Origin of the sequence: Modestobacter sp. VKM Ac-2979 (genome assembly GCF_026967995.1) — a bacterium.
Taxonomy (GTDB): Bacteria; Actinomycetota; Actinomycetes; order Mycobacteriales; family Geodermatophilaceae; genus Modestobacter.
The window spans coordinates 43,318-68,107 of record NZ_JAPVBO010000008.1 but is presented as its reverse complement, the minus strand read 5'-3'; the positions used below and the strand labels follow the sequence as shown (position 1 = coordinate 68,107).

Genomic DNA, 24,790 nt, shown 5'->3' with positions numbered 1-24,790 from the left:
GGGACGACGGCGGACGGCACTGCGGGACAGCCAGCGGGTCACGGGTGCTCTCGTCTCCTCGGTCGGAGGACACGCTAGCCGTACTCCGCGGTTCGGCTGCGGACGACCATTCGCCGCCCGAGATGTCCGCCGCTCCCTACGCTGACGTGATGTTCTTCCTCTTCGGCTTCGGCACCAAGCGGCAGCACCTCGGCCCCGGCGAGACCCGCACCTGCCCGAACTGCAACAACACCTCGCAGTGGGCTCGGGTGGAGCAGTACAAGCAGTTCTCACTCTTCTTCGTGCCGGTCGCCCGGTGGAAGCGCCGGCAGGTCGAGGTCTGTGGCATCTGCGGCACCACCGTCGCGGTCTGAGCCACGCCCGAGGGAGCGAGGAGCGGTCAGCCGGGCGTCCGGACGGTCACGAGGAACTCCTCGGTCGAGGGGATCACCTCACCGGTCCACGGGTCCTCCAGGTGCCCGTCGTCGTCCTCGTCGACGCCCCGCAGGGCTCCCCCGCTCGGCAGGCGGAGAACGTGTCGAGCGACTCCCCCGTGGTGCACCACCTGCACGTCGACCACCCGTCCCCGGACCCGTTCGTCGACGGGGTGGTCGTGGTGGGACTCGACGAGGCGCTCGCGACCGTCCGCTCCCCTGTGCCGGATGCACTCGAGGTCGACGAGCTGGTCCCGCTCGATGGCCTCCCCACAGCACTGGTGTTCCCAGCCACCCACCTCGACGACGACGTCCACCAGGGGTACAGATCGTCCTGGGCGACGGCGGTCACCGCACCCGCTACGAGCTCGAGTCCACCGGGGCAGGAGCCCGGACGGTGAGCACCACGCCGGTGGCAAGCGCCCCGATCGCCACGGCGGCCAGGACGACCGGCAGGTGCTCCCCGGTCGCGCCGATCACCGCGCCCGCGGCAGGGGGTCCGAGCGCGGACCCCAGGGCGGCCGACGTGTAGAGGACGCCGAGCAGCCCACCGAGTCCCCGCACCCCGAACAGGCTGGCGGCCACCGCCGGGCCGAGCGCGACGAACCCGCCGTACCCGATGCCGAGCAGGGCGGCGAAGACGACGAGGCGCGGGTAGCCGGGCGCGCCGAGCCAGAGCAGGAAGCTGCCGGCCATCAGCGCGAAGCAGGCCTGGTACGTGCGGAGCACTCCGGTGCGGGCCGCAGCGGCGCCGAGGGCCAGCCGCCCGACGATGCTGGCCGCACCGATGACCCCGACCAGGGTCGCCGCCGCGACGTCTCCCGCGCCCCGGCTCGCGGCGTACGCCGGCAGGTGCACGAACGGGATGAACAGCACGATCGAGAGCAGCAGCCCGCTCACGTAGAGGCGCAGGTACGCCGGGGTCCGCAGCCGGGACAGCAACGGCGCCGGGTCGTCGTGCGTGGTCACCGGGGCAGCGCGGACGAACAGGGCGCACCCGACGAGTGCGATGGTGCTGACGGCCGCGAGGAGGAGGTAGGCCTCCCGCCAGCCGTAGCGGGCGATGAGGTCGGCGGCCAGCGGGGCGACGAGCAGCGTGCCGAACCCGATGCCGGACACCGTGATGCCGACCGCGAGGGTGCGGCGCCGGGTGAACCACCCACCCACCACGGCCACCAACGGCACGTAGCTGCAGGCCACTCCGAGCCCGACGCCGAGGCCGTGTCCCAGGTACGCGTGCCACAGTTCCGTCGCGCGGGAGGTGAGCACGAGGCCGAGCCCCATCGCGAGGGCCCCCACGAGCACCACCCGGCGGGGACCGAACCGGTCGACCGCCGGGCCGGAGAGGGCGCCCAGACCGAAGATGGCCAGGGTGGTCAGGGAGAAGACGGCGGCGGTGCCCCCGGGCCCGGAGCCGAGCTCAGCGCTCATCGGGAGCAGGAACGCCCCGAAGCTGTAGGCCACCCCGAAGCTGGTGAACATCGCGACGAAGGCCGCTGCCACGACCGACCAGGCCCGCGGACCGTCCTGCAGGTCGAGTGCGCCCGGTCCCGGCGGCTCCGGTGCGGCGTTCACCCGGACACGCCCGAGAGCAGCCCACCGTCTGCCCCGGGCGCGGGGAACCCCACGCGCACGTCCAGGCCGCCCTCCGGTGGCGCGGACAGCTCCAGGGCCGCGCCGTGGACCTCGGCCACCCGGGCCACGATCGCGAGCCCGAGCCCGCTGCCGGGCTGAGCGGGGTCGTGGCTCCCGGCGCCGCCGACCGACGTCCGTCCTCCGCCTCGGACGAACGGCTCGGTGAGCGTGCCCAGCACGTCCGGGGGCACCCGCGGGCCGGTGTTGGTCACCCGCAGCTCGGCCCGGCCCTCGCTCGTGCTTCCCGTCGTCACCTGCACGGTCCCGCCCGGGCCGGTGTTGTGCCGGATGCCGTTGAGCACCAGGTTGGTGACCAGCTGCCGGACCAACGGCTCGGCACCGTCGAGGTCGCCCTCGCCGAGATCGGTGTGTACGCCGACGCCCGCCCGGTCGGCCAGCGGGGCCAGGTCCCGGACGACGCCCCCGGTGACCTCGGCGAGGTCGACCGGGGTGCGCGGCGGCATGCGCCCCTGGTCCAGGGCCGCGAGGGCGAGCAGCGCCTCCACGGTCTCGGTGCCCCGGCGGTTGGTCTCGTCCAGCCGGGCGAGCAGCCGGGGCACGTCCACGGTGGCCGGGTCGGCCAGCGCCACGTCGAGCATCGCGCGCTCCACGGCGTAGGGGGTGCGCAGTTCGTGCGAGGCGTTGGCGGCGAACCGGCGGTGCTCCTCGAAGGACGCCTGCAGCCGGTCGAGCATCGTGTCGAAGGTGTCGGCGAGCTCACCGAACTCGTCCGGGGTGCCCTGCAGGCGCACCCGGTGCTCCAGCGAGCCGGCCGCCACCTGCCGGGCCACGCCGTGGATGGAGTGCAGCGGGCGGAGCATCCGGCCGGCCAGGACCCAGCCCCCGACCAACCCGACCACCGCCAGCAGGGCGAGCACCACCACCAGCTTCGGCACCAGCGCGGTCACCAGGTCGCCGCGGTCCGGGACGGGGACGCCGTCGGCGTCGCTCAGGTTCCCCTCGGGGACGAAGTGCAGCACGTAGGCCAACAGCGCGACCGTGCCGAGACCGGCGGCGCCGAGGAAGCCTGCGTAGCTCAGGGTCAGCCGCAGCCGGGCACTCACCGGAGGCCGGGACCGCTCGCGGCGTCGTCGGCCGTCGGCTCGCCCACCCGGTAGCCGGTGCCGGGAACGGTGTGGATCAGCCACGGGTCGCCGAGGCGCTTGCGCAGCGAGGAGATGGTGATCCGGACGGCGTTGGTGAACGGATCCGCGTTCTCGTCCCACGCCCGCTCGAGCAGCGACTCCGCGCTGACCACCCCGCCGCGGGCGGCCATCAGCACCTCCAGCACCGCGAACTGCTTGCGGGTCAGCCCCACGTACCGGCCGTCGCGGTACACCTCCCGGCGGAACGGGTCGAGGGTGAGGCCGGCGAACTCCACCACCGGGGGCGCACCCTCGAGCGGACGGCGGCCCAGCGCACGCAACCGCACCACCAGCTCCCGCATGGCGAAGGGCTTGGTGAGGTAGTCGTCGGCGCCGAGCTCGAAGCCGGCGACCTTCTCCTCCAGCCGGTCGGCCGCGGTCAGCATGAGGATGCGGCACGGCAGGCTCTCGGCGACGATCCGCCGGGCGACCTCGTCCCCGGAGGTGCCGGGGAGGTCACGGTCGAGCACGACGACGTCGTAGCTGTTGACGGCCAGGTTCTCCAGCGCGCTGTCCCCGTCGTGGACGACGTCGGAGGCAATGGCCTCCAGCCGGAGCCCGTCCCGGATGGCGTCGGCCAGGTAGGGCTCGTCCTCGGCGATCAGCACGCGCATGCGGCGAGGGTAGGGAGCCGGGTGTCTCCTCGACGTATCGGCGCGCTGGGCGGCGGACGGGGCGACCCGCCGGGCGGGCACCCGACGACGCGCGTGCGCCTCGGCGGCGAGTTGCCGGGCCGCGACGACGCTGGCCGGTTCGCGGGTGGCCGTCACGCGGTCAGCCGGCGGTGGGGTCGGCGGCCGGCGCGGGGCACTGACCGCCGCGCTCGACGGCCAGCTCGTAGTGCCACATCTCGTTGCCGTAGGTCTGGCAGAGGCCGTAGTCGGACCCGTACCGGGACAGCCAGTACATGGCGTCCGTGGGACCGATGTCGACCGCGTCGCCGGTGACGTGGGAGGACTCCTCGGGACGGAGCACCCACTCCCGGGCTGCCTCGGGGCTGCCGTACTGCTCCACCGCGGCGTCGAAGAGCGCCTGCTGGTACGCCGCACTGCGCCACCCGCTTGCCACGTGGAAGTCCACCCCGTCGGCCGTCGCGTCCCGGGCCGCGTCCTGGACGGCGGTGCGCAGCGCGCCGTCGAGCCCGGTGATGGCCGGGACGTCGGCGAAGGCCGACAGCTCCTCGCCGTCGGCGACGTGACCGTTCTCGACGGTCATGGCCCCCCCGCCCGACGCACCCGGGGCCGGTGTGCCGGCGACACCGGCCAACGCGCTGGACCCCGGGGGGACGGACGGACCGGCCGACGAGCACCCGGCCAGGCCCGCGATCAGCAGGGGTGCGGTGACCAGCGTCGCGACGATCCCCCGCCGGGGACGGCGCGCGCCGGCTCGCCCGGAGCAGCGCGCGACGGCCAGGCAGACGGTGGTGAGCGCGACCCCGACCAGCGTGCCGGCGGTGTTGGCGGCGACGTCGACGAGGTCGGGCACCCGGCCGGGCAGCGCGGTCTGCGCCAGCTCGATCAGCACCGAGGTCGCGGCACCGAGCGCCAGCGGCAGCTCCGGACCGGAGCGCCGCAGGACCAGGGCGGCCAGCGCACCCACCGGGACGAAGAGCAGCGCGTTCGCCGCGGCCTCGACCTGGGTCCGGGACACGGTGCCCGGCCAGGGCGCGGCGAGGGCCTCGACCCCGGCCACCACCGCCCTGCGGGCGTCGGCGACGAACCCGGTCGGACCGAGCGTGATGCCCCCGACCACGACCAGCACAGCGACCGCGGCCAGCACGAGGATGCCCGTTCGCCGCGAGCCCGACGGGGCGCCGGGCGCCCTGCCGGCGGGCAGGTGGTGGGTGGTCGTCATGGGAGGACTCCTCCCCGCGCGGCAGAGCCGGTGCGGCATCGAGAACTGGTGGACAGCTCCCAGTGCACGCGGGCCGCCGTTGCCCGGGCGTCTCCGATTCCGCATACGCCCACGACATCCCGGGCCGCACCTGTCGTGGGACAGCGACGTCCTCGGGACGCCGGGCAGAGCGGCTGCGTCGGCCGGACGTCCGGACCGGCGGCTGCCGCGGTCGCCTCGATCAGCCGTGCGCGGAACCGCTCAGGGCAGGGCGAGGCGGTGGGCCACGACGGCCCAGACGTCCGGGTCCGTGATCAGCCCCAGGTGGGTCGAGCCGACGACGACGTGGTCGGCTCGGGGTGAGGTGAGGTCGATGCAGGCCGCCGGGGCGACGATCGCGTCGCGGCGCGTGTAGATCACGGTGAGCGGCACCTGGATCGGCTCCTCCGCGTCCAGCCGGGCGATCAGATCCGCGATCCGCGAGGTCTCCTCCCGGCTCCAGGCGCCGGCTCCGGCCGTCCAGGACGGTCCGCCGACGACGGGCGTGCCGTAGGTGACGACCCGGCGCACGGCATCGGGGTGCTGCCGCGCCACCTCCCGGACGATGAGCCCGCCCAGCGACCAGCCGAGGAGGGAGACCGGGCGCCCGGTCTCCGCGACGAGCCGCAGCACCTCCTCGGCCAGGAGGTCGGCGTCACGCTCGGGGTTCCCGGTGTTGACGCCCAGACCCCAGGGACGCGCGTCGTGGCCGAGGCGACGGAGGTAATGGCGCTGCGGCGCGCCGGCGAACTCGGGCGCCTTCCACCCCGGGACGTCGACGACCACGTGACCGTCACCGCGCGGTGCGCGGGCCAGTCGCGGCACAGCTGCGGCCAGGCGCACTGTCCCGGCGGCACCCCACAGTTCACGCGGCATACGGGGCCGCGGCGGCCTCGCCAGTTCCGCTGCCCCGGGTCGCCAGGAGTCCGGCTCGGCACGGGAGGTCGCCCCCGTCCAGCCCGCGAACCGGTGGACACGCCCGCGAGCCGGCCGGGTCGGCCCGGGGGTGGCAGGCGGCGGAACGGGCTGCACAGTCTGGGTCTCGATCACGCACGCAGCCTCACCGGCACGGCTGGGTCTGTCAAGCAGACGCAGCGCTCGGTATGTTGTGCCGGTGACCGTGTCGCCCGAGGAACCGCTGGCGCTGGCCTACTCGACTGCGAACTGCCAGGTCGAGCGCGCCATGGCGGTCCTCGGCGAGCGCTACTCCATGGTCGTCCTGCGCGAGGTGTTCGTCGGCGTCCGTCGCTTCGACGAGATCCACCGGCACAGTGGCGTGTCACGGCAGGTGCTCTCGAACAGGCTGGCCCTGCTGGTGGCCGAGGGCATCCTCACCAAGGTCACCTACCAGGCGACCGGCTCGCGCCCCCGCCACGAGTACCGGCTGACCGCCAAGGGCCTCGACCTCTACCCCGTGCTCACCGCGCTCGCCCAGTGGGGAGCTCGCTACTACAGCGACCCGGAGGGCCCCGCCGTCCAGATGGTCCATCGCGACTGCGAGTCGCCGGTCGACGTCGGACTCAGCTGCGCGGCCGGGCACGACCACCTGTCGGTGCTCGACATCGCCCCCCGCCCCGGCTCGGGCGCACGCCTGCTCGACTGACGCTCCTGCGCAGCAGGAAGGAGGCGGCCGGCTCCCCCGGCACCCCTCTCCTCGGGTCAGGCAGGCCGCGCGTACGTGCTGACCTGGGTCCCGCCGCTGAGGGTGCGCTCGTCCACGACGTCGAAGGGGCGGGCCTCGGCCGCACCGGCGCCGAACAACGGGATGCCGGCGCCCAGGACGATCGGGTAGCGCTTGAGCACCAGGACGTCGATCTCGTCCAGGAGCGCACCGGCCAGCGCTCCCCCACCGGCCAGCCACACCCCGGCGCCGGGTTCGCCCTTCAGCCGGCGCACGAGCGAGACCGGGTCCCGACTGACCTGCACCGCCGGGTCGACGTCCGCAGGCAGCGTGGTCGAGACGACGTGCTGGGCCAGGTGGGCATAGGGACTGGTGATCCCGGCCTGCAGGGCCGGTTCGTAGGTGGCCCGCCCCATGACCACGGCATCGAAGCGCGTCCCCGGGGCGGTGATCTGCAGCTGGCTCCGGACGTGCGCGGGCAGCGTCTCGGGGAACTCCTGGGCGATGAACTCCAGCAGCGGCTCCGTGACGGGGAAGAAGTCGTAGGAACCGTCCGGGGCGGCGATGAACCCGTCCAGGGTCACCCCCACGTAGTAGGTCAGCGCACGCACGTCAGATCACTCCTCACCCGTGGCGCCTGGACGCAACCACTACAGGCATAGTAGTGACCCGGCGGTCTGGTGCACCACCGCCGACGTGGGTTGTCAGGGAGAGGAGAACGCGTGCTCAACGTCTCGCGGCGACAGGCGCTCATCGACGCGGCGATCGAGGTCCTGGCCGGTCAGGGCGCCCGCGGGCTCACCTTCCGGGCCGTCGACGCCCAGGCGGGGGTGCCGCCGGGGACCGCGTCGAACTACTTCCCGAACCGGGACGACCTGCTCACCCAGGCCGGCGGACGCATCTACCAACGACTGACGCCGGACGCCGCCACGATGGCCGGCAGCCGCACCGGCCCCCGCGACCGGCAGCGCGTCGAAGAGCTGGTGACCGCGGTGACCGAACGGATCCAGGCCTACCGCACCGGCTGGCTGGCGCTGCTCGAACTACGCCTGGAGGCCACCCGTCGCCCGGCGCTGCGAGCGGTCCTCACCGCCACCGTGCGCGCCGACCTCGAGGCCACCATCGCCTACCACCTGGACACCGACCTGCCCGGGGACACGACCACGGCCGTCCTGCTGTACCTGGCCGTCAACTGGCTCGTCGTCGAGTCACTCACCCTGCCCGAGGTCCTCGACGGCCTCGGCGGACTGTCCGCCGAGGCCATCACCACCGCCGTCGTCCACCGGATCCTGGCCACCACCCCCGAGGGCTGACCACACCCGTGCCGGCTGTCCGGGTCCCACTGGTCCGGTCCACCTCTCGCCGGACCAGTCGACGTCCTGGTGCCCGCCGTCCGGGCCGATGAGCGACTGCTTGCTCGCCAGGACGTCGGTCAGCGCGGGAGCGGCGCGGAGGAGGGCGTGGGACCGACGCGTGAGTTGCTGGTCCCGGACGCGGAAGGCGGTGTGCAGCGCCTCACCCGAGACCCCCGGGTCCAGGAGTTGCCTCAGGACCGCGCGCAGCTGCGGGATCGGGTGGCCGGCGATGCGCAGTTGATGGACCACACGGGCGTCGCGGACCTGGACGGCGGAGTAGGTGCGGATGCGACCGCTCCCTTCCCGATCCGGGGCCAGGAGTCCCTCTGCTTCCCAGTGCCGCAGCGTGGCCGGGGTGGTCCCCAGGGCCTCGGCGAGCTCGGAGATGGTCATGGCATCCGAGGGGCGGGGCTCCCCGAGCGGCTCGGCCGCGATGGACGCCACCGCCTCGCGCGCCGCCTGCAGGTCGCGGCGCTCACGAGCGAGCTGGGCGTGGGCGTCGTCGAGCATGGCGAGGAACGCCGCCAAGGGCTGATCGTGCAGCGCCTGCAGCAGCTCCTTGGCCCGGACCGGACCGACGGCCTGCGTGAGCTCGCGGTAGGCCACCGCCGAGCGCACGTGGACAGCGCTCCAGGAGCGGTAGCCCGAGGGCGTGCGCGCCGCGGGTGGGATGACGCCGTCGCGCTCGAGGTCGCGCAGGTGCTGCACCGAGCAGCCGACACGGCGGGCGACGTCGATCGTGCGCAGCCCGCGGTGGAGGCTCACCACACCATCGGCCCTGCTCACGTCACCCGAGGTCTCCACAGGGACATGAGTGTGACGCTGGAGCCATGGACATGCACGAGATCGTCGACCGCGTCTCCGCCTGGGAGGGGGTCCTCGCCTTTCGCCCCGGTCCCGGCGACGGCTCACCCGAGCTCAGCTGGGGCGACGTCTTCTTCTACGTCGCCCCGGACGGGATCGTCCCCAGCGGGCAGCCGTTCGCGACCATCGTCACCAAGGACTACCCCGGCGAGCCCAGCTCCGGACTGGACGGCGCGGACGCCTACCGCGTGAACATCGCCGCGGGCGACCACCGCCAGCCCACCGGGCCCAGCCCCAGCACCGCACCCGACCCGAGCTCGCGGGACCTGTTGATGCCCCACCCGGTCTACGGAGACCTCGGCTGGCTCGCCGTCGTCAACCCAGGCGAGCGGACCGGTGAGCGGGTCATGGCCCTGCTCGAAGCGGCTCACGCCGCCGCCTGGGGCCGCTGGCAGCGCCGCCACAGGACCGAACGCCCGTCCCGGTGAACCGACCAGACCGTGCTCCGGCGACTACTTCATGGTGGCGAGCTGGATCAGGTTGCCGCAGGTGTCGTCGAGGACCGCAGTGACCACCGGCCCGAAGTCGGTCGCGTCCTGGGTGAACTGCACGCCCAACCCCTTGAGCCGCTCGACCTCGGCGTACACGTCGTCGACGGCGAACTGGGTGAACGGGACGCCGTCGGCCACCAGCGCCTCCTTGAACGGACCCGCCGCCGGGTGGCCGGTCGGCTCCAGCAGCAGCTCGACACCGTCCGGGTCGGCGGGAGACCACGGTGAGCCAACGGTGCTCACCGACGGGCACATCGGTCTTCGCGATGAACCCCAGCTTCTCGGTGTAGAAGGCGAGCGCCTCGGCCTGGTCGTCGACGAACACGCTGGTGATGTTGATGCGGATCACGGGTCTGGCACCTCTCGTTCGATGGGCCACCGCTCGACGATCGAGCGGAGCGGGCTCGTGTCGATGTGGTGGAACTTGTAGCGACCCTGTCGCCGGGTGCGCACCAGGCCGGCCTGTTCGAGCACTGCGAGGTGCTGCGAGATGGCCTGGCGCGAGGAGGCCAGACCGTGCTTCATGGTCAGCCGACCGCAGATCTCGAACAGCGTCTGACCGTCCCTGTCGATGAGCTCGTCCAGGATCGCGCGTCGCGTCGCGTCACCCATGGCCTTGTACAGGTCGGGGTCCGCGTCCACGCGTCCCTTATATGCAAGTTGTCGCTTGCCTGTCAATGGAGTCGCCGCTGGTCACGTCGCACGTTCCGCCGCCACGACACCCTGGGGCCAGGCCCCGACCCGGTCCCCCGGTCCGCCCGTTGCCGGACCGGCCGACGCCTGAGGTTGACCATGCAGGGCCTTGCATGACTATGCTCCGGTCATGCCGTGTCCCCCGTTATCTGCTCTGGCCGTCGCCGCGTGCACGCTCGTGCCGCGACGCCGCCGCAGCCTGAGTTGGAGCGGCTGTCCCGCGACGTCGTGATCGCATCGCCCGATGTGCGCGTGTGCGTCTTCGGGGACTCCTTCACCGCTGGGGTCGGTGACCGCACCGGAGCGGGCTGGGTCGGCCAGGTCACCGCCGCGGCGCAGGATCCCCGCTGGAGCCTGACGGTCTACAACCTCGGCGTACGCCGGGACACCTCGGTGGACATCGCCCGGCGTTGGTCCGGCGAGGCCCGCAACCGGCTGAAGGACGGCGACCTGTTCGGCGTCGTCCTGGCCTTCGGCACCAACGACGTCGACGAGCAGGAGGGACGCCGGCGGGTCCCCCGCGAGCGGACCCTGGACCTGCTGGCGCAGATGCTGGACGACGCACACACCGCCGGCTGGGCACCGCTGGTGGTCGGCCCGCCGCCGGTGCTGGACACCGCTATGAGCGCCCGGGCGGGCGACCTGGTCGTCGACATGGCCGCCGTGTGCGCCCATCGGGACGTGCGGTTCGTCGACGTCGGCGCCCTGGCCGAGGACCCGGTGTGGGTGGCGGAGGTAGCCGCCGGAGATGCCTTCCACCCCTCGACCGCCGGCTACGGCCGACTGGCGGCGATCGTCACGCCGGTCGTCCGCGACTGGCTGGGTGAGCTGACGCGCCGGGACGCGGTGCACTCGCGGCCGGCCTGAGCCGCCGAGGCGATCGACGACCGCAGCGCCACCCGCCCATGACACCCGGAGGAGCTCCCGTGCCCGACCGCCTCGCCCTGACCCTGTTCAACGGCCGCGCCGGTGACCACAACGACCGCGCGATGACCGGCGGGCCACTGCTGGCCGCCGAGCTCGCCGACCGGCTGCACCTCGCACCGGTCACCGTGGGATCGCCGGAACCGGCGTTGGACGCCGACTGGCAGACCGAGCTGGACGCCGCGATGCCGGTCCTGCGGCAGATGGCGGCCCGCTACGAGGACATCTTCGCGGCCGGCCAGGTACCGGTGACCGCGCTCAGCCGGTGCACCGTGGCCCTGTCCACCGTCCCCGTCGTCGTCCGGCACCACCCCGGAGCACGGGTGGTCTGGTTCGACGCCCACGCCGACCTCAACACCCCGGCCACCTCCGGCACCGGCTACCTCGGCGGGCTGGCCCTGTCCGGCCCAGCAGGGTTGTGGGACTCCGGACTCGGTGCCGGGCTGTCGCCGGCCGACATCGTCCTGGTCGGTGCCCGCGACATCGACCCACCCGAGCAGCGACTGCTCCAGCGCACGCCCATCACCCACATCGCGCCCGGCCCGGACCTGGCGACCCGACTGCACGAGGCCCTCGCCGACCGGCCCGTCTACGTCCACCTCGACTGCGACGTCCTCGAACCCGGCATCGTGCCCACCGACTACCAGGTACCGGGCGGGCTCTCCCTCGCCGACCTGCACGCCGCCGCCGAGGTCCTGGCCACCCGACCGGTGCTCGGCGTCGAGATCGGCGAGTTGGAAGCAGCCCCGGGCGACACCCCGACCGATCTCACCGCGCTCGTCGACGCCCTCGACCCGCTGCTCCGCGCCGCCGCGCGTTCGTAGCCACCGCTCACCGCCGTGCTCCGGAGAGCACGCCGCGGCAAGAACGTCGCGGCCGAGTCCCCGCGGCGGTGATCGCCACGTGGCGCGTCAGACAGCCGCTGTACGCGACCTGTCGGTGGCCAGCTTCACCGCCAGGGCGCCGAGCACCCCGCCCATGAGGTAGCGCTGGACCCGCATCCAGGTCGGCCGAACGGACAGGAACTGGGCGAGCCCCCCGGCGAAGACGACGATCAGCCCGTTGACGGTGAGCGCGATCGCGATCTGCGTGAGGCCCAGGACGAGGCTCTGCAGTGCCACGGGTGCCCCGTCGGGGTCGATGAACTGTGGCAGCAGGGACACGTACAGCACCGCGATCTTGGGATTCAGCAGGTTCGTGAACAGCCCCATCGCGAACAACCGGCGGGGCCGGTCGATCGGGAGCTCGCGCGGCGCGAAGGCGTTCGTGCCGCCGGGCCGGACGGCCTGCCAGGCCAGGTAGAGCAGATAGGCCGCCCCTGCCAGCTTCAGCGCCGTGTAGGCAGCCGGCACGGCGACGAAGACGGCGGCGAGACCGGCTGCGGCCGCCGCGAGGTAGACGAAGAAGCCGGCCGCCACCCCCAGCAGCGAGATGAACCCAGCCCGTCGCCCCTGGGTGATCGACCGCGACACAAGGTAGATCATGTTCGGCCCCGGGGTGAGGACCAGGCCCAGCTCGACCAGAGCGATGCCGAGCAGCGCAGAGCTGGAGACCACGACGGTCCGTCCTTCCACAGTCGATGAGGCACGCCGACGGCGTCAGCCGTCGGGACGAGAAGACTGGACTCGGCCAGTCCGCCGCGGTTCAGCCCTGGGCGGCCAGGTCCAGCTGCACCTCGGGGTACAGCGGGTGGGCGTCGACCAGCTCCGCCGCGCGGGCCCGCACCCGCTCGGCGACCGCCGGCTCCAGCCGGTACCGGACCTTGGAGTCGCCGTCGGACTGCGTGCTGGCCAGGACGTCGACGATCAGGTCCCCGACCTCGGCCAGATCGGCCTCGCCCAGGCCACGAGTGGTCAGCGCCGGGGTGCCCAGCCGGATGCCGCTGGTGTACCAGGGGCCGTTCGGGTCGGCCGGCACGGAGTTGCGGTTGGTCACCAGGCCGGCGTCCAGCAGCGCAGCCTCGGCCTGCCGCCCGGTCAGCCCGAACCCACCGACGTCCACGAGCACGAGGTGGTTGTCGGTGCCGCCGGTGACCAGCCGGGCGCCGCGGCGCAGCAACTGGTCGGCCAGCGCCCGGGCGTTGGCCACCACCCGCTCGGCGTAAGTGGCGAACTCCGGCCGCCGGGCCTCGGCCAGCGCCACGGCCTTGGCGGCCATCACCTGCGGCAGCGGGCCGCCCAGCACCATCGGGCAGCCCCGGTCGACCGACGGGGCGTACTCCTCGGTGCACAGCACCATGCCGCCGCGCGGGCCACGCAGTGACTTGTGCGTGGTGGTGGTGACGACGTCGGCGTGCGGCACCGGGTCGAAGTCGCCGGTGAGCACCTTCCCGGCGACCAGCCCGGCGAAGTGCGCCATGTCCACGAGCAGCGTCGCGCCCACCTCGTCGGCGATCTCCCGCATCGCGGCGAAGTCGACCCGGCGCGGGTAGGCGGAGTAGCCGGCCAGCAGGATCAGCGGCCGGAACTCGCGGGCCCGCGCGCGCAGGGCGGCGTAGTCGATCAGCCCGGTCGCCGGGTCGGTGCCGTAGCTGGACTGCTCGAACATCTTCCCGGAGATGTTCGGCCGGAAGCCGTGGGTGAGATGGCCGCCGGCGTCCAGCGACATGCCGAGCATCCGCTGGTCACCCAGCGCCCGGCGCAGCTGCGCCCAGTCGGCGTCGCTCAGCGCGTCGACGTTCTTCACCCCGGCCTCGGTCAGGGCCGGGGACTCCACCCGGTGGGCCAGGATCGACCAGAAGGCGACCAGGTTCGCGTCGATGCCCGAGTGCGGCTGGACGTAGGCGTGGTCGGCGCCGAACAGCTCGCGGGCGTGCTCGGCGGCCAGCCGCTCGACGGTGTCGACGTTCTGGCAGGCAGCGTAGAAGCGCCGTCCCGGGGTGCCCTCGGCGTACTTGTCGCTGAACCAGTTGCCCATCGCCAGCAGGACGGCGGGCGAGGCGTAGTTCTCGCTGGCGATGAGCTTGAGGCTCGCGCGCTGGTCGGCGAGCTCCTGGCCGATGGCTGCGGCGACCCGCGGCTCGACCTGGGCGATGACGTCCAGGGCGCTGGCGAAGGCGGCGGTCTCGCGGGTGACGGTGCTGGTCACGGGCTCTCCTCGATCGACGGGAGCCCAGGCGCGCGGCAGACGTCGAGTCGACGGGGCCGCTCCCCGGTGGTCGATCCCACCTGCGATGCGCCAGTCACGGCCCGCGTCGAAGCTAGCGGGGCCCCCAGCGACACACAAGCGGCTGCCCGCGGCGAGTGGCGCTGCCTGATCGCACACCGTCGCAACCGGAGGCAGACGGACAGTCCCGTGTCAGGTGTCGGATCGCGTGGTCGATCGTTCAGCGAGCTGCTTGAGGTTCAGCAGTTGCCGACGTGCCATGACGAGGTCCCCGACAGACAGCGGCAGGGCGATCCAGCGGCTGTGTGCGCCGACGACCTTCAGCAGGAGACGAGTCGGCCCATCGGTGGGCCCGCCCGGGGGCAGGACGACATAGGACATGACCGCACCCATGATCTGGCCGGTGAGCTGCACCCCGGACTCGACGCTCAGGATGCGCCCGGCCGCCCGCCCGCCAGCGGTCGTGAACTGCTGGCCGGGGGTCGGTTCGGCCAGGTCTCGCAGTTCCTGCGGCGAGCGTCGCCCGAGGTTGTCGATCCAGTCGTAGGAGTACGGCGCGAGTCGGATCTGAGCGACCCACCGCCACACGTCCCTGGGGGCGGCGTGCACCGTGACTCCGCGCCAGGCCTGCCAGACCGGAGCCGGCACGAGGCCGTCGCATGGGTAGTGCCGAGCGATGTCCTCGTCGCTCACGCCCCAACGATCACCGATCATCGGTCCTCCCTGTCGCATGTCACGACCACCTGCCCCGCGCCGCTGAACTCCGGGCGCCCCGGCGACCTGATCGTGGTGCACGGACTCGCTTCAGGACAGGGCGACCACAGGTGCCTGGAGGACCACCCCACCCTCTGCGGTCAGCGTCTGCCGGTAGACCCCTTCCGTGCGCAACCGGTGCTGCTCGAGCCGGGCATCGAGCGTGATCCAGGCGTCGCCGACGCTGCGAGGTGCGCTCTCGTACCGGACCGTCACTCCGCGCTCCGATGAGGGGACGACGACGAGCGCGAGCTCGTGCCCCACCTCCAGATCACCCGCGGAGACCCCGGCCGTCACGGAGATCGTCTCCTCGTCCGCCATCCCGTCGTAGGCGAGCACGACCTCGGCGTCGTCACGCCCGAGCTCGGACAGCTGAGCGCGCAGTGCACGGGTCAGCTCGTCCACTGCCATGCCGATCTCTGATTCGTCGCCGACGCACGTCTGCAGCGCCGCCAGTCGCAGACCTGGCAGCGGACCCAGTTCGAGGGAGTTCATCACCGTTCGCCGTCCTTCGTCGAGGGAGTCGAGGCGCCTCCGCACCTCCTGCAGACGCGTCGTCGCCTCGGAGATCTCCACCATCAGGTCGACCTCCCGCGCACGGAGCACCGCCTCGAGGCGAGCCTCGGACAGGTCCGAGCTGAGGAGATCCGCGATGGCCTCCAGCCCGAATCCGACAGCACGGAGTGCCGTGATGGCGCGGACCCGACCCGTCTGGCTCACGCTGTACTTCCGGTACCCGGTCCGCTCATCCACCTCGGCCGGCACCAAGAGGCCGATCTCCTCCCAGTGACGCAGCATGCGCCGGGAGGCCCCGGTGCGATGCGCCAGCTCCCCGATGCTCAACACGTCGCCACTGGACCCACTCACACAGTGTCAAGGTCAAGCGGTGACGGCGGCGCCGCAGGCTCAGGGCTCCAGCGCGGCCCGCGCCACCGCTGCGAGCCTGAGGGTGCGGTGGGCGACCGGGAACTGAGGCACCATGCCCACGTGGTCGATCACCGGTACCCGCCGATCGAGCCCTACGAGACGGGGATGCTCGACGTCGGCGACGGCCACTCGCTGTACTGGGAGCAGTGCGGCAACCCGGACGGGAAGCCGGCCGTGGTGCTGCACGGCGGCCCGGGATCGGGCTGCCGTCCGGGCATGCGCCGGCAGTTCGACCCGGCGCGCTACCGGGTGGTGCTGTTCGACCAACGCAACGCCGGGCGCAGCACCCCGTGGGCCGGCGAGCCCGAGGTCGACCTGTCGACGAACACCACCTCGCACCTGCTGCGCGACATCGAACGACTACGGGAACACCTGGGCATCGACCGCTGGCTGGTCTGGGGCGGCTCGTGGGGCGTGACGCTCGGCCTCGCGTACGCGCAGGCGCACCCGGAGCGGGTCAGCGAGCTGGCGTTGGCCGCGATCACCAGCCCCGACCGGTGGCTGACCCACTGGATCACCCGCGACATGGGCCGGGTCTTCCCACGCGAGTGGGAGCGGTTCCGAGACGCCGTCCCGGCCGCCGACCGGGACGGCGACCTCGCCGCGGCCTACAGCCGGCTGCTGCACTCCCCCGATCCAGCGGTGCGGGCGAAGGCCGCCCAGGACTGGTGCGACTGGGAGGACACCCACGTCTCCCTCGCCCCGGACGCCGAGCCGTCACTGTCGGTGGCGGACCCGGCGTTCCAGCTGGCCATCGCCCGGGTGGTCACCCACTACTGGGCCCGCGGCTGCTTCCTCGACGACGGCCAACTGCTCCGCGACGCGCACCGACTGGCCGGCATCCCGGGGATCATGGTGCACGGCCGACACGACGTCAGCGGGCCGCTGGACGTCGCCTGGCAGTTGTCGAAGGCCTGGCCGGACGGCGAGCTGGTGGTCATCGGCGATGCCGGTCACTCGGGCGGGGGCATGACCCCGGTGATGATCGAGTACCTGGACCGGGTCGCCGAGCGCCGCTGAGCAGGTGCGGGGAAAACGACTTGCCGGAGTCCGGACGAGGCAGCTGAATGCTCCCGTGGCGGCGTTCTCGGTACGGCCCATCGTCCAGTCCGAAGCCGCCGACTACCTGAGGGTCCTGCCCTTCATCAACGGTCTCCCGCAGTGGGAGCCGGCGCCGGCCGCCTGGCACGGTGGCGCCGGCGCGTGGCCACGTCCTGGGCGGCCCGCGTCGGCGAACGAGCTGGAGCGAGCGACGCGCGAGGTCCTGGCGGACGACGTCCACACCCAGGCTGCGTTCGAGGAAGGCCAGGTGGTCGGGGCATCGGCCATGTTGTCCCTGGCGATCACCGTGCCCGGCCTCCACGCCGTCCCCATGGGCGGGGTCACCTCCACCGGAGTGCGGGCGACGCACCGACGCCGCGGCGTCCTCCGCGCGATGATGCAGGCGATGTTCGATGCCGCCCTGGCCCGGGGCGAGCCGCTCGCGGGTCTCAGCGCCAGCGAGGGCGGCATCTACGGCCGGTTCGGCTTCGCCCCAGCGACTCTCCGCACCCGGTGGGAGATCGAGCGCCCTGACGCGAGCCTGCTCCCCCACCCCGAGCCCGCGGGCCGTCTCGCCCTCGCCGACGCGGAGCAGGCGCGAGCGGCGTGGCCGGTGGTCTACCGGCAGATCGCCGCCACCAGGAACGGAGAGGTGTCCTCGACGGCGGGCCGCTGGCAGCACCTCACCGACGACGCCGACGGGGACGCCGGGCCACTGCGCTACCTGCTCCACCACGACGGGGACGGCCGCATCGACGGCATCGCGAACTACCGACTGCCCTGGTCACCCCACATCGAGGAGACCGGGACCCTCGTCGTCGAACAGCTCGAGGCGACGACGGACGACGCCTACCGGTCGATGTGGGCACTGCTGCTCGACTTCGACCTGACCAAGCGGGTCGTGGCCGCCGGCCGACCCACCGACGAGCCACTGCGCTGGATGCTGCGCAACCCCCGGGCGCTTCGCGTGACCAGGCAGTCCGACAACCTGTGGCTCCGCCTGCTCGACGTCCCCGCCGCGCTCACCGCGCGGGCCTACGACCTCGATGCAGAACTCACCTTCACCATCCCCAGCGACCCGATGTGCCCGGGCAACGTGGGCACCTGGCTGCTGGACACCCGTGGACCGACACCCAGCTGCCGGCGCGTCCAGCGCGACCCCGACCTCACCATCGACGTCGCGGCCCTGGGCGCGCTCTACCTCGGCGGCAACTCCGCGGCCCTGCTGACCTCTGCCGGCCGCATCCGGCCGCACACCCCCGACGGCACACACCTGCTGTCCCGGCTGTTCCGCACCGACCCCCCACCCCACAACGCGATCGGGTTCTGACCACGCTGGCAGGAACGGGCCACGGGCGTTCACACACCGCGCCGGCGGAGTGCCAGGGTGGCTGCGGTGAGCGCCGAGCTGAGGACCAGTGGCCCCACCAGTGACCAGGCGCCTTGCCAGGTCGAAGATGGGAGCTGACTTCCGCTCCAGGCCTGCAGCACGGGTCGGATGGGCGGCAGCATCGGTGTCAGCGCGCTGGCCAGGGCCATGGCGATGATGGTCAGTGTCTGGGCGCCGCGGGTCAGGCCGAGCGCGTGTGCGGCGAAGGCCAAGGAGACCCCGGCGAGCCCGCACACCAGGTGCAGGACCAGTCCGAGCAACCGTTCGTACACCGGGGCAGGGTGCGGGTCGAAGATGAGATTGACCGCGACGCCCAGCAGCGCGGTGACCACCACCCACACCAGTCCGGGCGCGGCTTCGGCCAGCAAGGTGCGCCAGCGGCCGCTGGCGGCCGTGAGCATCGCTCGCAGGTCCGGGCTGGTCACGGCCAGCTGAGCTGCGGTCGCCCACGCTGTGACCGGGTAGAGCACGGCCGCGGTAGCGGCCATGGCCGGCAGGGGCGGCCCGGCGTCGGCGGCGTAGACAGCGGCCAAGGTGAGCAGCCAGACGAAGGCAGCTCCCAGGACCGACCGGCTGGTTCCTGCTGTGGCCAGGCTCAGCCGGGCCGCCCGGGTCACGGGTATGAGCGGTGGCGGACTCACGCGGGGGGCTCCACCGCGAGGACCGACCAGCCGGACCGCAGTGCCTCCAGCAGCACCGCATCGCGTTCGGCGAGAGAGACCGACAGCTGCACAGTCCCGTCGCGGGCGGGCTCGCCACGGAACGTCCCCGTGCCGGCCAGCGTGACCCGGACGTCCGGAGAAGCTGGGACTGCTGTCTCCCCCAGGTTGATCACCTGATCGGCCGGCAGCGCCGGCGGTTGGTGATCAGCGAGTACGACTGCGCTGCCGTCCTCCATCCGCCCCTGCAACACGGCGGCCAGCCGCTGCGAGCCCGCGGCGTCCAGGCCAGCGGAGGGTTCATCGAGGACCAGCAGCCCACTGGGCAGGCTCAGCGCAGCATCCAGCAGCAGCCGACGGGCGGTGCCACCGCTGAGCCTGTCAGCCCTGGAGTCCCGATGTTGATCCCAGAACGCACCAGCCGGGCCAGGGCGTCCCGACAACGAGGAGAACAACTGCCCTGCGGAAACCGCCGGCAGCGATCGAGCGAGCTGGGGCAGGTACACAGCCCGAGCGGTGGACCGGATGGTCCCCCGCTGCGGCGTGGTGCACCCGGCCAGCAAGCGCAGCAGCGAGGACTTGCCGCTCCCGTTCCCTCCCTCGACCCGCAGCAACGAGCCCGGGGACAGGTCGAACGTCACGTCCCGCAGCAGCCACGATCGGCGCTCGTACCGCCACCAGACACCAGAGGCTGACAGCACCGGCTGACCAGGGGCAGAGACCGGCACGCTCGGCACGCTAGCTGTTGCGGAGCAAGGAGTTGCTGACACCCCGGGCCGACACGGGTATATGCGTTACGCATACAGTTGATGGCATGGAGTCGAGCCTCGAAGCAGCCATCAACGAGTGGCACGCGAGTGTCAATGACGGGGATCTGCAGCGGTCGGCCAGGGCGGTGGGTCGTCCGATCGTCGTCCTGGGGCCGAAAGGCGCTGGCCCGATCACGCCTGAGCAGTTCGCGGAGTGGGTGGAGCGCTCCGGGATCAAGCTGATCCCTCGGTCATGGCACCCGATCAGCGAGCGACTCATGGTGGTCGAGGAGGACGCCACCTGGCCTGAGAGCGAGACCCCGACGCGAGTAGCGACCGTCTTCCGCGCTTCTGATGGCAAGGTGACCGCGTCGCTGCGGCTCCCTGACCTCACGTCGGCACTCGAACTGGCCTACATCTGCCGCGAGATGGCGGCATCCGAGTGAGCAGCCAAGGGTCGGGCCAGGTCTTGTTCAGCTTCGTCCGGCACTGGTCACGCCGATCGGCAGCTGGTGATCCGGGAGCTTCCGAACAAGGGCGACTCGTCCTCGTCTGCGAGGCAGTCCACTGCCTCACCGAACGCGGGATCTCTGCGACCGTCAACGCGGTCGCACACGAGATCGGGATCGACCAGAGCGGAGCCTCGCGCCTGATCAAGAGCGCCACCGCGGCCGGCCACCTGATCATGAAGGCATCCGTGGTCGATGGCCGACAACGCCGAGCCTCACTCACCGCCGCGGGCCGATCGATGCTGGACCACGCTCATGCCTGGCAGGACGAGGTCTTCGATCAACTGGCCGCAGGTTGGAGTGACGAGCGGCGCCGCGACTTCCGGCAGTCCATGACCGATCTGATGGACCGGTCCTACGCGATGGACGCATCTGCCACGCCAACACACCGCTGAGCTTCGAGGGACGTCAGCTGTCAGCCCGCGCTGTCCACTCGCCGCGACCAACAGGTCCCGGACAGCTACTCGGCTGTAGGCGTGATCAGTGACCGAGCAGCATGCCCGGGACCATCGGGCGTCTGCGGAATCACCGCTGACGGTCCACGTGGACGCCGCTCTGGTCGGTGCGCCTTCAGGGTCAGAAGAAGCGGCCGGCCAGGTCGATCATCTCGTCCCGGCTCGTCACCGACTCCTGTGCGCGGAAGAACTCGTCGAGGTGTCCCGGGGTCACGATGAAGAGGAAGGTCACTGGGCCTCCGACGGAACGGAAGGTGTGGGTCAGCCCGCGCGGGAGGAACAGCGTGCTGCCCGGCCCGCCGGAGAACGTGCTGTCACCACAGTCGGCCTCCACGGTGCCCGCCAGCACGAGGATCGTCTCGTCCTCGTGGCTGTGCCGGTGCGGCGGAGGTCCCTGGCCGTCGAGCACCGTCCGGTAGACGGCCAGGCTGCCACCCGTGGACTCGTTCGAGCACTTGACGTCTGCGCTCCTGCCGGGGACGCCTTCATCCGGTCCCAGGACGTACCCGTGGCTGGGCACCGGCACAGCCTCGGCAGCGGCGCGACTCGCTCTGGGTGGCTCGGCCAGGGACATGAGCAGACCTTAGGCACTCGGCGTGCCGGTCATCCCGTGGCGCGGAGGAGCGAGGGTGGCCCATGCCTCGCACCCGCGCGACGACTTGCCGGGCGGCGGGATGAGGAGCACGTTGAGCGACACCCCGGTGACGGGCGCTCCCGGGCGCCCGATGCCGAGCCCGGGACGTGGACGCCGGCTCCCGGGCCGTCCCGGCACTCGGCCGGAGGGACCGCACGCCGTTCGGGAAGGAGCCCAGCCGCAACGCATCGACCCGGACGCCACCGCCTCCGGGCCGGCGGGCCCACACCGCCGTGGGCCCTTGGAGAGACCCGGGGCAACGACGCCCCGGACCGACACAGGATCGAGCTGCCATGCACCGCATCGCCTCCTCCCCACCGCGCGCCCGGGCCGTCGGACGGGGCCTGCTCGTCGCCGGCCTCGTCACCGCCTCCTGGGGCGCCGCCGCCCCCGCGGTCGCTGCCCCGACCCCCGAGCCGGTGAGCACCCCGGCCGACGGCGGCGTGGAACGCACCGAGGGGCCCGTGCCGCAGGTCTCCGGCCCGCTGCCCTCCAGCGACGAGTCGCACCCCTTCGGTGGCGCCGCCTACCAGGAGGTGCCCGAGGACCTCGGCGCCATCGGCTACACCGAGGAGGAGTTCCTCGCCAGCGGCACCTCTAACGTCTACAGCTGGCCGGAGGACGCCCCCGCCGTGGTCCGCACCGCGGACGCCCCGTACACCACCCGCGTGCTGGTGCGCCGTCCCGCCGACGCCGACGACTTCAGCGGCAACGTCGTGGTCGAGATGCTCAACCCCTCGAACCTGTTCGACCTCAACATCGGCTGGGCCCTGGCCCGCGAGGAGATCATCGACAACGGCGACGCCTGGGTCGGCATCACCGCCAAGCCGATCGCCGTCGACGCGCTGAAGACCTTCGACGCGGAGCGGTACGGCTCCCTCTCCTTCGCCAACCCACTCCCGGTGGACGACCCGGCCAACTGCTCCGTCGTCGACGCCGACGCCGACCCGGCCACCGAACCGACGCCCCTCCCGGCCGACACCACCCAGGCCACCGAGAACGGGCTCGTCTGGGACATCTACACCCAGGTCGGCAACTGGTTGCGCAGCGACGAGACCTCCAACCCGCTGACCTACGGCACCGGCGGGACGGCGGTCGAGCGCGCCTACGGCTTCGGCTACTCCCAGACCGGCGGCTACCTCATCAACTACATGAAGGCCGTCCACCCGCTCGTGGTGGCCGAGCAGGGTGCGCCGACCTACGACGCCTACCTCGTCGGTGTCGCCGGCGGAGGCTTCGCCGGGGCCTACCCGATGAACCAGTGCGAGCCGGCGCCGCCGGTGGACGACCCGCGCCGCGACCTCTACGGCATCGGTGTGCCGGTCATCCAGGTCATGTCCCAGTCGGACTACCTGCGCGGCATCGGCTCGCGGCGCCCCGACAGTGACGTCGCCCCCGACCAGTTCCGCCACTACGAGATGGCCGGAGCCGGGCACGCCACGCCCTTCGAGCTGTACTACTCGGCGTCCTCGGCGGACATCGTCGCCGCCGGCCGCGACGTGCCCCCGCAGGCCTGCAACGAGGGGCCGCGGAGCCGGTTCCCGAGCTCGATCTTCTTCAACGCCGCCTTGAACAACCTCGACCGCTGGGTCCGTGACGACGTGGCGCCGCCCCGGTCCAACCCGATCGTCGTCGAGCGCGGCGAGCCGGTGCTCGACGAGTTCGGCAACGTCCTGGGCGGGCTGCGCTCACCGTTCCTCGACGTGCCCACCAGCACGTGGTTCGGCACGGCCACCGGCGCCTCGTTCTGCTACATCGCCGGGTACGAGGTGCCCTTCGAGCAGGCCCGGCTGGACGAGCTGTACAGCAGCCACCGCGACTACGTCACGCAGGTGACCGACAACGTCGTCGAGCTGCAGGCCGCCGGCTTCCTGACCTACTACGACGCCTACGAGCTCATCCGGCAGGCGAAGGAGTCCGACATCGGCTGACGCGACCGCTCCACGGCGGTCCCGGTGGCTCTCCGCCACCGGGATCGCCAGGATCTCTCAGCGCCCCTGCCCAACCGTCACAGCGGTGCGGGTCCGGACCTCGCCCCTGGACGAGGCGGTGATGGCGCGCAGGGCCTCGCCCAGCGCGGCGACGTCTGCCAGTGGAGTGGCCGAGCTGCAGCTCACGCGCACCGCGCCCGGCAGCCGGTCGGCCCGGTTCACCCGCGCGTCGTCGTGGAACTGCTGCACCTCGCTCGGGGTGAGTCCGAACAGACGGCTGAGGTAGGGGTGGGCGCAGAAGCACCCGCTGCGGACCCCGATGCCGTGCTCCCGGGACAACCGGTCCGCGACCTCCCCGTGGGGCATCCCGTCGATGACGAAGGCGGCCACGGGGAGACGGTCGCCGGCCGTGGGCCCCAGGCGGCGCAGTCCGGGGACGGTGGCGAGCTCGTCGTCCAGCGCCCGGACCAACAGGTCCTCGTGGACCCGGTTCCGCCCTGCCGCGGCGAGCAGTTCCGCTGCGGCGGCGGCGAGGGCCACGACGCCGACGACGTTGGGCGTGCCCGCGTCGTCCCGGTCGGGGGTGTCGGCCCAGATGACCTCCCCGTGCGAGACGGCCTTCACCGCGCCACCCCCGACGAGGAAGGGCTCGCCGTCGGCGAGCAGCCGTCGGTCGACGACCAGGCCGCTGGCACCGAAGGGCGCGAACATCTTGTGGCCGGACCACGCGAGCACGTCGATGCCCAGCGCGGCCATGTCCACCGGTCGGTGCGGCACCAGCTGCGCCCCGTCGACCACCACCAGCACCCCACGGTCCCGGGCCGCCGCGGCGATCGCGGCGAGGTCGGGCATCCAGCCGGTGACGTTGGACGCCCCGGACACCGCGAGCACGCGCGGCGTGGGCCGCGCGTCGAGGGCGGCGACCACGGCGGCGACGTCGTAGGTCCCGGACCGGTCGACGTCGACGACCCGCACCTGCGCATGCCGCTGCCAGGGCAGCAGGTTGGCATGGTGCTCGACCGCGGTGGTGACGACGACGTCGTCCCGGGTCAGCCCCAGCCGGAAGGCGATCTGGTTGAGGCCCTCGGTGGTGTTCCGGGGGAACAGGGCCACGTGCGTCGCCCGATCAGCCCCCACGAACCGGGTGAGGGTCTCGCGGGCCTGCGCGTACCGGGCGCTGGTGTACTGCGACTTCGCGCCGGCTCCCCGGTGGACGCTGGAGTACCACGGCAGGAACTCCTGCACGGCTCGGACGACGCCCGCCGAGGCCGACGTGGTGGCCGCGGCGTCGAGGTCGATGTACCGACGCTGCTCGCCGCCGACGGAGATCCGCAGGTCGGCGCCGATGAGGGGGTCCCACTGGGCCAGGTCTCCCGTTCCGAACAAGGACGTCATTGCCATCGAGCTCCCGTCGCGACCGGTCACCATCCGGGCGACCGCTCGGGAGCCTCCCATCGCTGATCCCCGACGAGGGACAACGACACCGCACATCCGGTCATCCGTCCGCTCGCATGCCCGACGTGCGGACACGTTCCCCGAACGCTCCGCGCCTGAATGCTCGTCAGGTGTGGCAGGGGTCGGCACGTCTCCTGCTGGGCAGTGCTCCCCGGTGACCTCCTCTGAC

General features: G+C 72.6%; 28 protein-coding genes, 1 pseudogene and 1 riboswitch. Of the genes and pseudogenes, 11 read left to right on the top strand and 18 right to left on the bottom strand.

Features of this window, described 5'->3' with window-relative positions; all coding sequences use genetic code 11:
* Positions 1-149 precede the first annotated feature (149 nt).
* The gene (locus O2W15_RS21350) at positions 150-353 is read left to right on the top strand and encodes a zinc-ribbon domain-containing protein (RefSeq protein WP_269180895.1); all 204 of its coding nucleotides are present in this window, start codon (positions 150-152) and stop codon (positions 351-353) included.
* Positions 354-379: 26 nt separating this feature from the next.
* Here O2W15_RS21350 and O2W15_RS21345 read toward each other — a convergent pair whose 3' ends face one another.
* The 6 genes from O2W15_RS21345 to O2W15_RS21320 all read right to left on the bottom strand — a co-directional run bounded on the left by O2W15_RS21345 (position 380) and on the right by O2W15_RS21320 (position 5,851).
* Positions 380-730 carry a DUF6578 domain-containing protein gene (locus O2W15_RS21345; protein ID WP_269180894.1) on the bottom strand — a complete coding sequence of 117 codons (351 nt, stop codon included), beginning with the start codon at positions 728-730 and terminating at the stop codon, positions 380-382.
* Between the two features lie 43 nt (positions 731-773).
* The gene (locus O2W15_RS21340; RefSeq protein WP_269180893.1) at positions 774-1,988 is read right to left on the bottom strand and encodes an MFS transporter; all 1,215 of its coding nucleotides are present in this window, start codon (positions 1,986-1,988) and stop codon (positions 774-776) included.
* Positions 1,985-3,112 (bottom strand): sensor histidine kinase, encoded by a 1,128-nt coding sequence (locus tag O2W15_RS21335; RefSeq protein ID WP_269180892.1) that lies wholly within the window; start codon positions 3,110-3,112, stop codon positions 1,985-1,987. The genes O2W15_RS21340 and O2W15_RS21335 overlap by 4 nt, the downstream gene beginning before the upstream one ends.
* Positions 3,109-3,807: a response regulator transcription factor gene (locus O2W15_RS21330; protein ID WP_269165024.1), complete on the bottom strand. Its 699-nt coding sequence runs from the start codon at positions 3,805-3,807 to the stop codon at positions 3,109-3,111. Before O2W15_RS21330 ends, O2W15_RS21335 begins: the two co-directional genes overlap by 4 nt.
* A 160-nt stretch (positions 3,808-3,967) precedes the next feature.
* A complete protein-coding gene (locus O2W15_RS21325) occupies positions 3,968-5,047 on the bottom strand; it encodes a VanZ family protein (RefSeq protein ID WP_269180891.1) in 1,080 nt (359 codons plus the stop codon).
* 240 nt (positions 5,048-5,287) lie between these two features.
* A complete protein-coding gene (locus tag O2W15_RS21320) occupies positions 5,288-5,851 on the bottom strand; it encodes an alpha/beta fold hydrolase (RefSeq protein ID WP_269180890.1) in 564 nt (187 codons plus the stop codon).
* A 328-nt stretch (positions 5,852-6,179) separates the two neighbouring features.
* On the opposite strand from O2W15_RS21320, the gene O2W15_RS21315 reads away from it, so the two are divergent.
* Complete coding sequence (locus tag O2W15_RS21315; RefSeq protein WP_269180889.1) at positions 6,180-6,668, top strand: winged helix-turn-helix transcriptional regulator; 489 nt, start codon at positions 6,180-6,182, stop codon at positions 6,666-6,668.
* Between the two features lie 56 nt (positions 6,669-6,724).
* Here O2W15_RS21315 and O2W15_RS21310 read toward each other — a convergent pair whose 3' ends face one another.
* Positions 6,725-7,297 carry a dihydrofolate reductase family protein gene (locus tag O2W15_RS21310; RefSeq protein ID WP_269180888.1) on the bottom strand — a complete coding sequence of 191 codons (573 nt, stop codon included), beginning with the start codon at positions 7,295-7,297 and terminating at the stop codon, positions 6,725-6,727.
* Positions 7,298-7,408: 111 nt separating this feature from the next.
* Between O2W15_RS21310 and O2W15_RS21305 the strand changes: the two genes are divergently transcribed.
* Positions 7,409-7,999, top strand: a complete 591-nt coding sequence (locus tag O2W15_RS21305) for a TetR/AcrR family transcriptional regulator (RefSeq protein WP_269180887.1) — start codon at positions 7,409-7,411, stop codon at positions 7,997-7,999.
* On the opposite strand, the gene O2W15_RS21300 is transcribed toward O2W15_RS21305, so the two are convergent.
* Positions 7,895-8,806 carry a MerR family transcriptional regulator gene (locus tag O2W15_RS21300; RefSeq protein WP_269180886.1) on the bottom strand — a complete coding sequence of 304 codons (912 nt, stop codon included), beginning with the start codon at positions 8,804-8,806 and terminating at the stop codon, positions 7,895-7,897. The genes O2W15_RS21305 and O2W15_RS21300 overlap by 105 nt on opposite strands.
* Positions 8,807-8,871: 65 nt before the next feature.
* Here O2W15_RS21300 and O2W15_RS21295 point away from each other — a divergent pair, with 65 nt between their 5' ends.
* Positions 8,872-9,333 (top strand): DUF6194 family protein, encoded by a 462-nt coding sequence (locus tag O2W15_RS21295; protein WP_269180885.1) that lies wholly within the window; start codon positions 8,872-8,874, stop codon positions 9,331-9,333.
* Positions 9,334-9,357: 24 nt separating this feature from the next.
* Here O2W15_RS21295 and O2W15_RS21290 read toward each other — a convergent pair.
* Together O2W15_RS21290 and O2W15_RS21285 are read right to left on the bottom strand one after the other, a co-directional pair.
* Positions 9,358-9,721 (bottom strand): annotated as a pseudogene (locus tag O2W15_RS21290) (VOC family protein).
* Positions 9,722-9,741: 20 nt separating this feature from the next.
* Positions 9,742-10,038: an ArsR/SmtB family transcription factor gene (locus O2W15_RS21285; RefSeq protein ID WP_269180884.1), complete on the bottom strand. Its 297-nt coding sequence runs from the start codon at positions 10,036-10,038 to the stop codon at positions 9,742-9,744.
* Between the two features lie 303 nt (positions 10,039-10,341).
* On the opposite strand from O2W15_RS21285, the gene O2W15_RS21280 reads away from it, so the two are divergent.
* Both O2W15_RS21280 and O2W15_RS21275 read left to right on the top strand, forming a co-directional pair.
* Positions 10,342-10,956, top strand: coding sequence for a GDSL-type esterase/lipase family protein (locus O2W15_RS21280; RefSeq protein WP_269180883.1), 615 nt, complete (start codon positions 10,342-10,344; stop codon positions 10,954-10,956).
* Between the two features lie 59 nt (positions 10,957-11,015).
* Positions 11,016-11,837, top strand: coding sequence for an arginase family protein (locus O2W15_RS21275; RefSeq protein WP_269180882.1), 822 nt, complete (start codon positions 11,016-11,018; stop codon positions 11,835-11,837).
* 87 nt (positions 11,838-11,924) lie between these two features.
* On the opposite strand, the gene O2W15_RS21270 is transcribed toward O2W15_RS21275, so the two are convergent.
* The 4 genes from O2W15_RS21270 to O2W15_RS21255 all read right to left on the bottom strand — a co-directional run bounded on the left by O2W15_RS21270 (position 11,925) and on the right by O2W15_RS21255 (position 15,714).
* A complete protein-coding gene (locus O2W15_RS21270; protein ID WP_269180881.1) occupies positions 11,925-12,569 on the bottom strand; it encodes a LysE family translocator in 645 nt (214 codons plus the stop codon).
* A gap of 88 nt (positions 12,570-12,657) precedes the next feature.
* Entirely contained in the window at positions 12,658-14,100 is a 1,443-nt protein-coding gene (locus tag O2W15_RS21265) for a glycine hydroxymethyltransferase (RefSeq protein ID WP_269180880.1), read from the bottom strand.
* Between the two features lie 15 nt (positions 14,101-14,115).
* Positions 14,116-14,208: riboswitch (ZMP/ZTP riboswitch) on the bottom strand.
* Positions 14,209-14,310: 102 nt separating this feature from the next.
* Complete coding sequence (locus O2W15_RS21260; RefSeq protein WP_269180879.1) at positions 14,311-14,811, bottom strand: hypothetical protein; 501 nt, start codon at positions 14,809-14,811, stop codon at positions 14,311-14,313.
* Positions 14,812-14,922: 111 nt separating this feature from the next.
* Positions 14,923-15,714 carry a MerR family transcriptional regulator gene (locus O2W15_RS21255; RefSeq protein ID WP_269180878.1) on the bottom strand — a complete coding sequence of 264 codons (792 nt, stop codon included), beginning with the start codon at positions 15,712-15,714 and terminating at the stop codon, positions 14,923-14,925.
* A 144-nt stretch (positions 15,715-15,858) separates the two neighbouring features.
* Here O2W15_RS21255 and pip point away from each other — a divergent pair, with 144 nt between their 5' ends.
* Positions 15,859-16,818 carry a prolyl aminopeptidase gene (gene pip, locus O2W15_RS21250; protein ID WP_269180877.1) on the top strand — a complete coding sequence of 320 codons (960 nt, stop codon included), beginning with the start codon at positions 15,859-15,861 and terminating at the stop codon, positions 16,816-16,818.
* 55 nt (positions 16,819-16,873) lie between these two features.
* Positions 16,874-18,169, top strand: a complete 1,296-nt coding sequence (locus O2W15_RS21245; protein ID WP_269180876.1) for a GNAT family N-acetyltransferase — start codon at positions 16,874-16,876, stop codon at positions 18,167-18,169.
* Between the two features lie 29 nt (positions 18,170-18,198).
* On the opposite strand, the gene O2W15_RS21240 is transcribed toward O2W15_RS21245, so the two are convergent.
* Complete coding sequence (locus O2W15_RS21240) at positions 18,199-18,654, bottom strand: hypothetical protein (RefSeq protein WP_269180875.1); 456 nt, start codon at positions 18,652-18,654, stop codon at positions 18,199-18,201.
* Between the two features lie 212 nt (positions 18,655-18,866).
* Complete coding sequence (locus O2W15_RS21235) at positions 18,867-19,616, bottom strand: ABC transporter ATP-binding protein (protein WP_269180874.1); 750 nt, start codon at positions 19,614-19,616, stop codon at positions 18,867-18,869.
* Positions 19,617-19,702: 86 nt separating this feature from the next.
* Between O2W15_RS21235 and O2W15_RS21230 the strand changes: the two genes are divergently transcribed.
* Positions 19,703-20,083, top strand: coding sequence for a hypothetical protein (locus tag O2W15_RS21230; protein ID WP_269180873.1), 381 nt, complete (start codon positions 19,703-19,705; stop codon positions 20,081-20,083).
* Between the two features lie 23 nt (positions 20,084-20,106).
* Positions 20,107-20,541, top strand: coding sequence for a MarR family winged helix-turn-helix transcriptional regulator (locus tag O2W15_RS21225; protein ID WP_269180872.1), 435 nt, complete (start codon positions 20,107-20,109; stop codon positions 20,539-20,541).
* Between the two features lie 181 nt (positions 20,542-20,722).
* On the opposite strand, the gene O2W15_RS21220 is transcribed toward O2W15_RS21225, so the two are convergent.
* Positions 20,723-21,121, bottom strand: a complete 399-nt coding sequence (locus O2W15_RS21220) for a cupin domain-containing protein (protein WP_269180871.1) — start codon at positions 21,119-21,121, stop codon at positions 20,723-20,725.
* A gap of 407 nt (positions 21,122-21,528) precedes the next feature.
* Here O2W15_RS21220 and O2W15_RS21215 point away from each other — a divergent pair, with 407 nt between their 5' ends.
* Positions 21,529-23,166, top strand: coding sequence for an alpha/beta hydrolase domain-containing protein (locus O2W15_RS21215; RefSeq protein ID WP_269180870.1), 1,638 nt, complete (start codon positions 21,529-21,531; stop codon positions 23,164-23,166).
* A 57-nt stretch (positions 23,167-23,223) separates the two neighbouring features.
* Here the strand turns inward: O2W15_RS21215 and O2W15_RS21210 are convergent, their stop codons facing one another.
* The gene (locus O2W15_RS21210) at positions 23,224-24,561 is read right to left on the bottom strand and encodes an aminotransferase class V-fold PLP-dependent enzyme (protein WP_269180869.1); all 1,338 of its coding nucleotides are present in this window, start codon (positions 24,559-24,561) and stop codon (positions 23,224-23,226) included.
* Positions 24,562-24,790: the final 229 nt, after the last annotated feature.

What these genes read in the sequence shown, in the direction of transcription:
- O2W15_RS21350 (WP_269180895.1), top strand. Translation starts at nt 150, where the DNA reads ATGTTCTTCCTCTTCGGCTTCGGCACCAAGCGGCAGCACCTCGGCCCC.
- O2W15_RS21330 (WP_269165024.1), bottom strand. Translation starts at nt 3,807, where the DNA reads ATGCGCGTGCTGATCGCCGAGGACGAGCCCTACCTGGCCGACGCCATC.
- O2W15_RS21325 (WP_269180891.1), bottom strand. Translation starts at nt 5,047, where the DNA reads ATGACGACCACCCACCACCTGCCCGCCGGCAGGGCGCCCGGCGCCCCG.
- O2W15_RS21295 (WP_269180885.1), top strand. Translation starts at nt 8,872, where the DNA reads ATGGACATGCACGAGATCGTCGACCGCGTCTCCGCCTGGGAGGGGGTC.
- O2W15_RS21230 (WP_269180873.1), top strand. Translation starts at nt 19,703, where the DNA reads ATGGAGTCGAGCCTCGAAGCAGCCATCAACGAGTGGCACGCGAGTGTC.
- O2W15_RS21215 (WP_269180870.1), top strand. Translation starts at nt 21,529, where the DNA reads ATGCACCGCATCGCCTCCTCCCCACCGCGCGCCCGGGCCGTCGGACGG.
- O2W15_RS21210 (WP_269180869.1), bottom strand. Translation starts at nt 24,561, where the DNA reads ATGACGTCCTTGTTCGGAACGGGAGACCTGGCCCAGTGGGACCCCCTC.